Here is an 11,679-nt window from a genome sequence, read left to right as displayed (position 1 = left end):
TAACTTTTTTGTCACCAAACGCCGGCTTATCTCGCCTTTATTTTTCTGAAATGTGAACCCGAATCTTAGCAGTAACTTCGTTATGCAACTTAACGGGAACATTAACGTAACCCATTGAACGAATTGGTTCTTTTAAGTCCATCTTACGCTTATCAATCTTTAATTGATATTGTTGCTCTAAGGCTTGGGAGATTTGCTTGCTAGTAATTGAACCAAATAAGCGGCCATCTGTGCCCGCCTTGGCTTTTAATTCAACCACAAAGTCGCCGGACTCCAATTTTTCTTTTAATACCTTAGCTTCGGCTAAAACTTCGGCATCGTGTCTTGCTTCAGCCCGCTTTTGGCCAGCTAATTGACTCATTGCTTGCGCATTAGCTTGCTTAACCTTGCCACTTTTGATTAAGAAGTTAGCGTAACCGTCTGGAAGTTCCTTTACTTCCCCACGCTTACCCTTACCACGTACATCTTGTGTAAAAATAACTTTCATCAAATCTACCTCCTAAAATTATTCGGTCTCAGTATCATTTTGAAGTGTTGCATTCAGAATTGCAAGTAGTTCGTCTTTCACTTGCGCAATCTTTTGCCCTTCAATTTGAGTGGCTGCATTTGAGAGGTGACCACCACCACCCATTTTTTCCATGATAACTTGGACGTTAGTCTCACCGTTACTTCTAGCAGAAATGCCAACCGTATTCTCGGCCCGTTTCGTAATCACAAAGGAAGCCTCAACCCCACTAATATTTAGGAGTGAATCGGCTGCTTGGGCGGCGGTTACTGGATCATAAACCTTCTTTTCTTCACCCGCAACCACTGCATTACCAGCCCCAATAAATTCAACCCTATCAATGAGGTGATTTCTTTGCAAGTAACTATCAACATTTTCCTTCATAAAATGTCTAGTCATTTGTAAGTCAGCTCCCACCGAACGTAGGTAGGAGGCCGCATCAAAGGTCCGCGTCCCCGTTCTAAGTGAAAATGACTTCGTATCAATAATGATTCCCGTCAGCATGGCGGTGGCTTCTATCTTATTGATTGGTTCAGCGTCCTTGGTCTGATATTCAAACATTTCTGTAATCAGCTCACAAGTAGAACTTGCGTAAGGCTCAATGTAAACTAAAATTGGATTTTCAGGAAATTCTTCGCCCCGCCGGTGGTGATCAATCACCATTACCCTATTTTGTAAACGTTGGTAAAGTTCGGCGCTAATCGAGATTGATGGCTTAGAGTGGTCGACCATAATCAATAGGCTCTTCTTAGTAGCCTTTTCCAACGCCTCGCTAGGCGAGATAATCTTACCCTTAATTTCCGGGTACTGCTTTAGACTTGCCAGCAACCTTTCAATATCGGAATGCATTTTTTCTTGATCTAATACAATCCAACATTCTTTTTTAGTCATCGCTGCAATCCGTCTTAAGCCAAGACAGGCCCCAATCGAGTCCATATCAGGCCGTTGGTGACCCATCACAAATACCTGGTCAGACTGATTCATTAATTCTTGTAAGGCCTGAGAAATCATCCGGGCCCTAACCCGCGTCCGCTTCTCCATCGGGTTAGTTTTTCCGCCATAGAAGCGGGCTTGCCCATCTATTTCACGGACAACAGCTTGATCCCCACCCCGACCTAAGGCTAGGTCTAGGTTGCTTTGGGAAAGCTTAGAAAGCTCGGCTAAATCCTCGCCCCCATAAGCAATCCCCATACTTAAAGTCAACGGACTGTTGCGCTTGGAGGTACTTTCACGAACTCTGTCTAAAATCTTAAACTTCTCGGCCTCTAATTCGCGTAGAGCCTGGGTATAACCAAGGAAAAAATAATGGTCCTCGTCGACCCGTTTTAAAAACATCTTAAATTGTCGGGCCCAATCGGACAAGGCATTAGTCATGTAATTGCTCAAATTAGAAATGGCCTTATCGTTCAACGATTTAGTTATTTCATCATAATTATCCAAAAAAATTTGGCCAATCACCAGCCGTGAGTTATCATAGCGTTTCTGTAACTTGGCATAGTGTGTAATTTCCATCATGTAAACTGCATGGATTTCACTTTGAACTAAAAGATTGAAGTAGGCTCCCCGCCATTCAACCTCCACTGCCTTGTGATTCTCTTGATTTTCCGCAATAATTTGGGCTAAATCCTCATCGACTTCGGTCAAAGGCCGCCCTAAGACATCTTCTTGTCCAAAAAAATGCTGTAAGGCCGGGTTAACCCACTCAACCTCGGCTTGTTCATTGTAAAATAATACACCTAAGGGCATTCTGATAAAGGCATCTTGCTCTCCACGTTTCATCCGGTAAGATAAATCGGCTAGGTACTCACTGGTATCTTCATTGGCTTGCAACAAGACACTGTAAGCCAAGACCCCAACTATCAAGGATAAAACCAAAACGATTAAACCCCATAAGCCATTAACTATAAAAGCAGTTATTACTGCTACTACCGCTAGTCCCAATAATAAGAAGGCTAACAAGCGTAACTGCTCATTTTTCATAAAAGCTGGTAAAAATTTTTTCACGGGTACATCCCCACCATTTTTTAGTATTTCCTAAAAATTAATATATCCTTTATTTTATCATACTAGTTTATGCCTGTCTTAAAAGGGCGGTGTTTGTATTTTATTTGTAAAATGAGCCTTGCTACTAACAAATAAAGCCGGCACTTACGCACCAGCTTTATTTGTGTTATGAGTTATCTGTAAACTAAGTATAACTTTTTTCAGGTTAAAAAGCACGTTTTGCCCCCAGCCTTTCACAAAAATTAAACAAACTAGTCTTTTATAGTAAAATTTGTTAATCTAAAGGCAGCTAATTGAAAGGGGCCATAATAATGAAACTAAAACAATTCTTGCTAGCAACTATCAGTTTTGGACTGCTAGCCGTTGCACTCTTCGTGCCACAAATCAGCTTACGCTTAGCCACTCTTCCTGGCAAAAAAGCCCTCGCCTGGCTAGCCTTCTTTGGACTCTATGCCCTCTTGATTTGTCTTTACTTTTGGGTGCTTAAAAAGGACGCCTTCCACAAACTGAGTAAAAACGACTGGGTCGCTATTATCGTGGGCTACTTTACTCTGACCATGATTAAACTAGTTTACGCTGACTTAAGCCAGTGGTTGTATCACCAAACGGATACCAAAAATGATAACCTCATCAGGGCGGCTATGGGTCATAACCAAACCACCGCCTTAATGATTGTGATTATCGCCTGCATCTTTGCACCCTTATGCGAAGAAATGCTTTTCAGAGGGATCTTCATGAAACTATTTTGGCCCCAAAAATTTTTCTTACCTATTATTGTCAGCGGACTCCTCTTTGGCCTAGCTCACTCAAACTTTAATATCTTAGGGACCCTGCTTTACTCGGCCTTAGGTTGGACCTTGGCCTTTGTTTATAAACATACCAAAAATTTAAGCGCCTCCTTGACCCTGCATGTTTTAAACAACGCGCCCGTAATCTTAGTCTTCTTCTTAGGAATTCACTAAGTTTTATTTTCCAATATCTTAATCTTGGTTAACGCCTCTTAGTGTTACAATTAAGGTAGGTTAATAACATAAAAAGGAGGTAGTTATGATGTTTAAATCATTACGCCGATTTACCTATTCACTGCTGGCTATCTTGCTTGCAAGTTTGAGTGTCCCGCTGCTTGCTAAGGCTGATGGTCAAAGTACCACTACTCATACCCTTAACAATTCATACGTAGTCTATGGGGCCGGGGTAGCATCCGAGCACTACGTTGATTTAGATAATGTCTTAGGAACAGATTCTAACTTCAAGAAGCTCACCTCAACTGCAAGCGACTACCGTAAATATATCTCTGATTCCACTAACACAACGGACGCGGCCATGATCAGTTCTGTTGCGATTGCACCAGGAGATCCTGGTTCTGGGGTGAAAGTTAATATTAAGGACTATAATGGTAGCAATAACATTACAACCGTAACCGCTCAGCAATACGCCCTCGTTGCCCAAATGGCCGGGGTTACTGACGTGACAATCGTTGTCACAGCTAACCGTCCTGTTTCTGGTGAAGCTGCCCTAACTGGGGTTTATAAAGCTTTTGCCGCTGATGGTGCTACCTTAAATACGACTAATACTGCCACCGCCAACCAGATGCTAGATGCTACCCAAGATGCAATTAACGCTAACTCAGACGATAAGACCTATCCTGGTAAGTTAATGGCCGCCGTCGGTGATACCACTAAGCAAATCGCCCAAGAAAAACAAGACGGTAACAGCTTAACTACCGACCAAATTGCTAAACTCCTGGAAGAAGCATTAGCTAAGCGGGGAATTTCAGAACAAACGACCACTAACCAAGTCAACAACATCGTTAACGTCCTCGTTAACTTCCAAAATTCCCCAATTTCATCCAGTTCCAAGTACGTTTCTAACGTTGGCAATACCATCAACAACGTTAAGAACTCAACCGGCAACTTGATGAATAAGGCTAAGGACTGGGCAAGCAGCCTCGATACCAAAAAAGCTAGCGAGACCGCTCAAAATTGGTTCCAAAAGTTAATCGCCTGGATTCAAAGTTTATTTAGCTAATTTTAAAATAGTCCGGATTACCTCTCCTGGTAGTCCGGACTTATTTATTTTCGTGATGTAACCACTCTTCATCTAAATTAGAACCAAACAATAACTTGGCCATATAAATAATAATCCCGACAAAGGTGTAGCCATTGAGGGCCAAAATAAAGGTGACGTTACTGGTAAATACCTCTTGAAATTGAATCACTCCCCACAAAACTACTAGGAGTAAAAAGAACAACCACTTAATTCCTCGTCTTACCTTAAAATCACAAATGTAATAGCAACTAGCTAGTAGCGCTCGTATCCTAGGCGGACAGTGCTTAACTTTCAGATTAAATTTATTCTCATCCACAGCCAAGCAAGCTAGCACGTGGTGGTAATTAACCGCTAGACACATTCCCAACAAAAGCCAACAATAGGCTAGAATAAAGCAACTGGCTGCCCACAAAATCTTACCTTCCCCCCGATTGAGGAGGTAGATTAAGGGACTAGGTACCAAACATAAAATAACTACGAGCCAAATTTTTAGTAATTTTTTCATTTTTTATGCCGTCCTAACGTTACAAATTAATTTACCCACATTGTCCCAAATAGTTTTGAAGATTTAATGAAATTTTTAAGTTTTCCTAGCAAAAAAGACTGAGACAAATTAATTCGTCTCAGTCTTTTACCTACTGTCTTCTGACATAATAATCAATCCTTTGTATGTTAGGCAATTTCGGCTTCCGTCTCAACTGCTAGTCCCTTTCTCATCCATAAAAAGTCAATGCCGTGGCTAGAAAAAGGTAATAAAAATTGTTCGTAACCCCGTTTGTAATAGAAACCACTTGCACTTTGCCGTCCCGTTAACACCACCTGGTGAGCTCCTTTGGTTAAGGCATATTCCTCGCAAGCATCCATCAACATGGTCCCAACATTTTGGCCCCTCGCTGCTTTCGCTGTCGCCACCTGCCGGATTCTAGCAATACCTAAAGGATATAGTTGTACCGCCGCTGTCCCGATTACTTGCCCATCTAAAAGCGCCACAAATACGGTTAGCTTTTCTTCTAACTCCAGGTCAGGTTTGGAACCTAGTACCTCCTCGCGTAAAGCTAACGCTGCATAGTGAACTGGACTGAATAAAGTAACTTTTCTGATTTCCATTTCAGACACCTCTTTTCATAAGAATAAGTTTTACATAAAAAATAGACCAAGTAGAATTCCCCTAATTAAAGCGTCAATCCGCCAACAAAACTGGAAACTCTCCTAGTCTGCTTTTTAATTATAGCAACTAACTTACTTTTTGTATATATAATTTGCGTAAATTTTTTGTAAAGAGTTTTGATTAATATCAAAATGCCTAAAAATATTTCCAACCTAAAAAAACACCGTAACCAGGGGAAGTTACGGTGAAAAAAGGAGTAATAAAATCACTGTTAGGGGAAACAGTAATTTTTTCTTCATCATTTCCTATCTATAGGGGAGATAAGTAAATGAAAAAAGTTTATTTTGGTTATTAGCCTATGCTTGTATAGTACACTCATTTTGTGAAGAAAGTGTGAATTTTGAAAAAGAACTCTGAAAAATAGTAAGTAAAATTATCCTCTCCATCTCACCTACTATTAGGCCCTCTAACTCCGCCCAATAACTTGTACACTAAGTAAATCTAACTCCCCTAACTTTACCATTATTTTAAGGTCTATAACTTGTCTAGCTAATTAAATTGGCATATAATGATATTGTTCATACTAAAGGGGGTCAGTAACATGCCAGTCCAATCAAAAAAAGAAATTATTGCACAAGATATTATTCAAAAAATTCGTTTTGCTCAATATAAACCTGGTGACTACTTGCCTAGTGAACATCGTTTGTGTGAGTTATATGGTACTTCTCGTGAAACAGTCCGGAAAGCGTTAGCTCAGTTAACTAGCCTAGGGCTGATTCAAAAAATTCGGGGCAAGGGGTCACTTGTCTTAGACGTTCAAAACTTTACCTTCCCTATTTCTGGGGTGGTAAGCTTTAAGGACTTCGATAGGCAACAAGGTAAGTCTAGCGACATTGAGGTTTTAAACCTAAGTGAACGGACATCGCCTTCTACTTTTGGGGGACACAATTTAAACAGGCGGGCGCCTTCATACTACGTGGAACACTTGCGCTATATTGATAATATTCCCAGTGTGCTAAACCAAGAGTTCCTGTTCAAAGAAGCCGTTCCCATCATCACCAAGGCAGATGTAATCAATTCGCTTTACAGTTACCTCGAGAGAACCTTAGGCCTCAACATCTCTTACTCAACAAAAGAGATTACCGTTGAACGGGTACCTGAGCGGATTGCCAAAATTCTCAAACTAACAGATGATCACTATGCCGCTGTAATTCGAAGTATGTCTTATTTGGATGACACCCGGTTATTCCAACTGACAACTTCCTACCAGCGTCCAGATAAGTTCAAGTTTATCGATTTCGAGCGCAGAAAGAATGCCGCTCGTAGCTAAGCTTAACAGTGACTAAGCCTTCACTTCAAGGCTAGTCACTGTTTTTTTACTTGCTAAATTTTTCCTAGCTAACTAAAATTAAGGCAACAACACTAAAGCGAGGTCGTCAATATGATTGTTACTAAAGATTTTCCCTTTACTCCTGCTAACTCTAGTCGCACTTTGCATATCTATTTACCTGACGATTACTATCAAAGCCAAGAAGCTTATCCCTGCATGTATTACTTCGATGGTCAAAACCTGTTTTTCGATTACGAAGCTAGCTTTGGAACCTCTTGGGGCCTAAAAGACTTTCTTGATGTTTGGCCTAAAAAAATGATTGTCGTAGGCATTGAGTGTAGCCACCAAGGTAACCAACGTTTGGCCGAGTATTCTCCCTATTCATTTTTCGAAGAACCTTTTGGCCAGATAGAAGCTTACGGCAAGGAAACTTTAAATTGGTTAGTTTCAGAACTAAAGCCTTATATCGATCAAAAATTCCGCACCTATCCCTTTAGAGAAGCAACCGGGATTGCCGGCTCCAGCATGGGTGGTTTAATGGCAGCTTACGCAGGAATTGCCTTTAATAATTACTTTTCTAAGATGGCCTGCCTATCGTCTGCACTTAGCTTTAATTTTGAAGAACTGATGACCGACCTTAGTAAGCAAGAACTTAATGCCGATTCGCGTTTCTACCTTTCAGTCGGGCAACTCGAAGCCCAGGCAAACCAAAATCAGCTTGAACCATTCCAGACTCCGGCCGTCAAACGCAATCTCAGCCTCGAAGCCGCCTTGCAGGCAAAGGGGGCCCAAACCTACTTCTACTTACAAGAGTATGGTCAACACAACGAAGCTAGCTGGCAAGAACAAAACCAACGCTACTTAGAATTTCTCTGGTTTTAAAAACTAGTTATATTTACATTTATCGAAATTGCTCCTATAATTGACACCGAAAGGATTAATTTATAATTTTTATTATTTAGGAGTGTTTAAAAATGGATCTAGATTATTCTTACCAGCAGACTAAATTTAGTCGCTTAGCTTTTATAAGCACCCTCTTACTGGGAACTTTCACCATGTCGATTAGTCAATCCGCCCTGTCGACTGCCTATCCCACCTTAATGAGTGCCTTTCACTTATCAGCAGCCACCATTCAATGGCTTACTACCGGCTTTATGCTCGTAATGTGCATTAGTATGCCCTTAAGTCCCTGGTTGCTGAATAACTTTTCTTTCAAAACGATGTTTCTAGGAGCCCTCGTCTTATTTGACTTGGGTTCCTTAATTATTGTCTTAACTCCGTTAAAACTGCAAAGTTTTGGCTTCGCCATCATGATGCTTGGCCGCATCCTAGAAGCCTTTGCTGTCGGGATTTTATTTCCTTCTTACCAAACGGTCCTCCTAACAATTACCCCGCCAGCCAAACGTGGTAGTACTATGGGGCTTGCCGGATTAGTCATGGGCTCCGCACTAGCTTGTGGTCCCATTATTTCCGGTTTAATTCTGAAATTCTTCAAGTGGCAAAGCCTCTTTGTCGTCTTTATCTGCCTTATTTCCCTGGTTATTATTTTAGCAGCCAGTGGCTTCATTAAAGACGTCATGCCCCGTCATCCCAGCAAATTAGATTGGTACTCTGTTTTCTTCTCGCTTGGTTTAATTGGGTTAGTATATGTCTTTAACAGCCTGGCTAAGGGAACAGGTAATCTCAAAGTTAACCTCGGTCTATTAGTAGTCAGTTTAGTGCTACTAGCTTTATTCGTTTACCGGCAACTACAAGCTACTAATCCCCTTTTAGACCTACGGGTTTTGAAGAGTTTCAACTATGACCTTGCCCTCCTATTAACCGCTTGTTCCTACATTGCCTTAATCGTAGTCACCATTATCTTTCCCCTTTATTATCAAGGTGTCCTAAGGGTATCACCCTTTATTTCAGGCTTAGCCCTCGTACCTGGGGCAGTCTTTTTAAGTCTCCTTAATTTTTTAGCCGGTAAATTAGCCGACCACCTTGGTTTCAAACCCACCATTTTAATTGGGATGATTATGATTAGCGGTGGTTGGTACTTAACAAGTAACCTGCTCTCCTTTCAATCACTAACCTTGATGATAATCTGTGCTGCCATCATCGAAGGTGGCAATGCCTTTGTAATGATGCCTGCTATCACCCTCGGTTCTAACTTTCTTTCTCCCAAGTTAGTTTCACATGGAACAGCTGTTATTACGACCGTCCGGCAGGTGTTAGGCTCCGCTGGTGTTGCCCTAGCAACCATCATCCTTACCCAGGTTAGTGATCATCAGCAACTGCTAGGCCTAACACACCTAGCCGCAACCTTAACGGCTTTTAGCTACGTCTGTTATACCATGCTAGTTCTCGAGCTCTGCGGCTTAGGATTAGCCCTACTCATCAAAAGCAAATAAGCAGTAAGTAAATAAGGCCTAGTATCTCACCCCAAATTGGAAGAGATACCAGGTCTTATTTATTAAACTGGTAAATTGCCGCCGCTAAAGCCGCCACCATTAAAGCCATTAGCTTAAAACTTCTAACGGGCCCAATCCCCATATGGCCTGAATGTGTAAAGCGGTACATTAGCACGGCTCCAATCGCTAAGGCAAGGACAAACCAACCCAAGCCCAGCCACAAGTTACGTTTCTTCATCCTAATAAATCCTTTCTTAATTGCGCCCGGTAAGCTAAAAATTCTGCTTTCACTTCCGCTTGCCTTGCTGCATCGTCTACTTGGGGCAATTTATAACCAATGTAGTAAGGCGAGGCAATAAAGCGGGGAACCACCTTACAGATAAACTTTCCTGGCCGTTCATAAAAAAAGAGGTTATAGGAATCACACCGTCCGTTAAAATACGCCGTCATTAGGTAGCCGACCAATTCTTTTACCCCGTCGGCTAACTTGGCTAGGGATTGTCTCTTCGAAACCAGCACGTTAAACTCACTAAAACCAATCAAAGGCTGGCTAGAGAGGGTAATTTTAGGACTGGATGTCGTTTCCGCTAGCAACTCTTTTCCTAAGAAATTAGCCTCCTCAAGTTGCTCGTAGGCATCTACGTGGTCAAAACCGATTATCTGGGTATGCGGATGGCGCAAACTACCCCCCGACCTTGGGCCAAAATTACGAAACATTACCACACTTTGATAAGCTCCGGTGGCCTGCAACTTATCAAAGCAGTCCCAAAGATAATTAAATAGGCGCCTATTATAGTCATAGGAGTAGTTGCTAACATCTCCAAGGTGATCCTGGCTTTCAATCACCAAAGTTTGGTAGGTATCCTTGATGGTCGGGTACTTATTATCCAACCACAAGAAATCACCCGTTTGATCAATGATTTTCTCCAGGCTGGCCAGGTTACAAAAGGGGCAGGCATCTTGATTAGTCGGTTTTTGCCGCGCAATGGCGGGAATAAATTCTAAGGGGGTCATTAAGCTTCACCTACCTAGTTGATTTCTTAATTAAATTATAGCGCCAACAATTTTTATTTACCAACTAGCTAGCTTTAGTAATTTTTTCTTCCCTGGTTAATGATTATTTAACTTTGCCTGCTACAATAAAGGCAGTTTAATTTAAGGTGGTTTAACAATGAAAAAGTTTAACTTGATGCTTATCTTGGTAGCCTTGCTTGTAAGTACTCCTATAACTACCAAGGCCCAGACTAACCCTAATACCCACGCCATTAAGCTGGCACACAAATTGATTAAACAGAAACATTTTGCTGGAACCATTACCCTGGTCAAAAATGGCCAGATTATTGACCAAATTTCAAATGGTTACCAAAATTACCAGACTAAAGTCAAAAACACGGCTACTACCCCTTATATGATTGGTTCTGTTTCCAAGGCCATTACCGCTCAATTAATCGCTCTTTTAGCCCAAAATAAGAAGTTGGCTTTAACCGACCGCTTAGTCACTTATTATCCTAATCTACCTGGGGCAAGCAAGGTCACCTTAGCTGAGCTACTTAATCACCGCTCAGGCCTTGATACTAGCTATTTTTCTCTACATAAGCACTATGACTCTTACCAAACCTACCTAACAGACCTGGTACATCAAGCTAAGATTGACCCGCAAAATATTAACAGCTGGCACTATTCTTCCTACAACTATAATTTACTAGCAGGTATTGTTACCCAAGTCAGCGGTCAATCCTATGCTACTTTTTTGAAGCAAGCCATAACTACCCCACTAGGCATCCACTTGGACTTAATGCAAGCCACCGCCCTTAAAAGCTATTCCTACCTAAGAGGTGGCTTCTTTAGCCAAACAGACTATAATCCTTATAATGCCTACGGAGCCGGACAGGTAGCCATGAATGGTCGTGACCTTTATTACCTCTTAGCTGCCTTTTTACAAAGTAAGCTACTAACCCCAAGCTTAACAGCCACCCTTTATCATAAGCCCCCTACCGCTGCTTTTCCCTATTATAGTGCCGGCTTTTACCACCTTCAGTCTGGCGTCTATCATTTACATGGAACCCAGTTAGGGGACGAAACTTCGGTTACCATCAGTCCTGACGGGCAGCAGGCCGTCCTAGTCCAGTCAAACGTTACTGCTTACACCAAGGGCGGAGTCAACTATACCTTCGATTTACCACTGTTTGCAGCCCTAAACAAATAAGGTCTCGCACCAAGGAATTATCCTTAGTACGAGACCTTTATTCAAAAGGAGTATTTATTTCTTTTAGGGGAAGAAATATCTATG

The 11,679-nt window shown here is 41.6% G+C and carries 12 protein-coding genes; 6 read left to right on the top strand and 6 right to left on the bottom strand.

The window, feature by feature from the left end; translation table 11 throughout:
• Positions 1-37 precede the first annotated feature (37 nt).
• Complete coding sequence (gene rplI, locus N4597_RS00605; protein WP_050611373.1) at positions 38-487, bottom strand: 50S ribosomal protein L9; 450 nt, start codon at positions 485-487, stop codon at positions 38-40.
• An 18-nt stretch (positions 488-505) separates the two neighbouring features.
• Entirely contained in the window at positions 506-2,485 is a 1,980-nt protein-coding gene (locus tag N4597_RS00600) for a DHH family phosphoesterase (RefSeq protein WP_202021597.1), read from the bottom strand.
• Positions 2,486-2,820: 335 nt separating this feature from the next.
• Here N4597_RS00600 and N4597_RS00595 point away from each other — a divergent pair, with 335 nt between their 5' ends.
• Positions 2,821-3,471, top strand: a complete 651-nt coding sequence (locus N4597_RS00595) for a type II CAAX endopeptidase family protein (RefSeq protein WP_094131031.1) — start codon at positions 2,821-2,823, stop codon at positions 3,469-3,471.
• Positions 3,472-3,556: 85 nt separating this feature from the next.
• Positions 3,557-4,537: a DUF1002 domain-containing protein gene (locus tag N4597_RS00590; RefSeq protein ID WP_202021588.1), complete on the top strand. Its 981-nt coding sequence runs from the start codon at positions 3,557-3,559 to the stop codon at positions 4,535-4,537.
• Positions 4,538-4,577: 40 nt separating this feature from the next.
• Here the strand turns inward: N4597_RS00590 and N4597_RS00585 are convergent, their stop codons facing one another.
• Together N4597_RS00585 and N4597_RS00580 are read right to left on the bottom strand one after the other, a co-directional pair.
• A complete protein-coding gene (locus tag N4597_RS00585; protein ID WP_202021589.1) occupies positions 4,578-5,063 on the bottom strand; it encodes a hypothetical protein in 486 nt (161 codons plus the stop codon).
• Positions 5,064-5,230: 167 nt separating this feature from the next.
• Positions 5,231-5,665: a GNAT family N-acetyltransferase gene (locus N4597_RS00580; protein WP_172585597.1), complete on the bottom strand. Its 435-nt coding sequence runs from the start codon at positions 5,663-5,665 to the stop codon at positions 5,231-5,233.
• Between the two features lie 602 nt (positions 5,666-6,267).
• Here N4597_RS00580 and treR point away from each other — a divergent pair.
• From treR to N4597_RS00565, 3 genes are all read left to right on the top strand, one after another.
• Positions 6,268-6,996, top strand: a complete 729-nt coding sequence (gene treR / locus N4597_RS00575) for a trehalose operon repressor (RefSeq protein ID WP_202021590.1) — start codon at positions 6,268-6,270, stop codon at positions 6,994-6,996.
• A gap of 111 nt (positions 6,997-7,107) precedes the next feature.
• Positions 7,108-7,878, top strand: a complete 771-nt coding sequence (locus tag N4597_RS00570; protein ID WP_202021591.1) for an alpha/beta hydrolase — start codon at positions 7,108-7,110, stop codon at positions 7,876-7,878.
• Between the two features lie 92 nt (positions 7,879-7,970).
• Positions 7,971-9,389 (top strand): MFS transporter, encoded by a 1,419-nt coding sequence (locus tag N4597_RS00565; RefSeq protein WP_260904110.1) that lies wholly within the window; start codon positions 7,971-7,973, stop codon positions 9,387-9,389.
• A 55-nt stretch (positions 9,390-9,444) separates the two neighbouring features.
• Here the strand turns inward: N4597_RS00565 and N4597_RS00560 are convergent, their stop codons facing one another.
• Positions 9,445-9,627, bottom strand: a complete 183-nt coding sequence (locus tag N4597_RS00560) for a hypothetical protein (RefSeq protein ID WP_056976121.1) — start codon at positions 9,625-9,627, stop codon at positions 9,445-9,447.
• A complete protein-coding gene (locus tag N4597_RS00555) occupies positions 9,624-10,403 on the bottom strand; it encodes a DUF4931 domain-containing protein (protein ID WP_260904106.1) in 780 nt (259 codons plus the stop codon). The genes N4597_RS00560 and N4597_RS00555 overlap by 4 nt, the downstream gene beginning before the upstream one ends.
• A 157-nt stretch (positions 10,404-10,560) precedes the next feature.
• On the opposite strand from N4597_RS00555, the gene N4597_RS00550 reads away from it, so the two are divergent.
• Positions 10,561-11,595, top strand: a complete 1,035-nt coding sequence (locus N4597_RS00550) for a serine hydrolase domain-containing protein (protein ID WP_260904105.1) — start codon at positions 10,561-10,563, stop codon at positions 11,593-11,595.
• Positions 11,596-11,679 lie beyond the last annotated feature (84 nt).

This window comes from Ligilactobacillus agilis, assembly GCF_025311475.1.
Lineage (GTDB): Bacteria > Bacillota > Bacilli > Lactobacillales > Lactobacillaceae > Ligilactobacillus > Ligilactobacillus agilis.
This window is presented reverse-complemented; position numbering and strand designations above follow the sequence as displayed.

Bases quoted from the DNA above. Each gene is read 5' to 3' on its own strand.
- N4597_RS00555 (WP_260904106.1), bottom strand. From the start codon at position 10,403: ATGACCCCCTTAGAATTTATTCCCGCCATTGCGCGGCAAAAACCGACT.
- N4597_RS00595 (WP_094131031.1), top strand. From the start codon at position 2,821: ATGAAACTAAAACAATTCTTGCTAGCAACTATCAGTTTTGGACTGCTA.
- rplI (WP_050611373.1), bottom strand. From the start codon at position 487: ATGAAAGTTATTTTTACACAAGATGTACGTGGTAAGGGTAAGCGTGGG.
- N4597_RS00560 (WP_056976121.1), bottom strand. From the start codon at position 9,627: ATGAAGAAACGTAACTTGTGGCTGGGCTTGGGTTGGTTTGTCCTTGCC.
- N4597_RS00590 (WP_202021588.1), top strand. From the start codon at position 3,557: ATGATGTTTAAATCATTACGCCGATTTACCTATTCACTGCTGGCTATC.
- N4597_RS00585 (WP_202021589.1), bottom strand. From the start codon at position 5,063: ATGAAAAAATTACTAAAAATTTGGCTCGTAGTTATTTTATGTTTGGTA.
- N4597_RS00570 (WP_202021591.1), top strand. From the start codon at position 7,108: ATGATTGTTACTAAAGATTTTCCCTTTACTCCTGCTAACTCTAGTCGC.
- N4597_RS00600 (WP_202021597.1), bottom strand. From the start codon at position 2,485: ATGAAAAATGAGCAGTTACGCTTGTTAGCCTTCTTATTATTGGGACTA.
- N4597_RS00565 (WP_260904110.1), top strand. From the start codon at position 7,971: ATGGATCTAGATTATTCTTACCAGCAGACTAAATTTAGTCGCTTAGCT.
- N4597_RS00580 (WP_172585597.1), bottom strand. From the start codon at position 5,665: ATGGAAATCAGAAAAGTTACTTTATTCAGTCCAGTTCACTATGCAGCG.
- treR (WP_202021590.1), top strand. From the start codon at position 6,268: ATGCCAGTCCAATCAAAAAAAGAAATTATTGCACAAGATATTATTCAA.
- N4597_RS00550 (WP_260904105.1), top strand. From the start codon at position 10,561: ATGAAAAAGTTTAACTTGATGCTTATCTTGGTAGCCTTGCTTGTAAGT.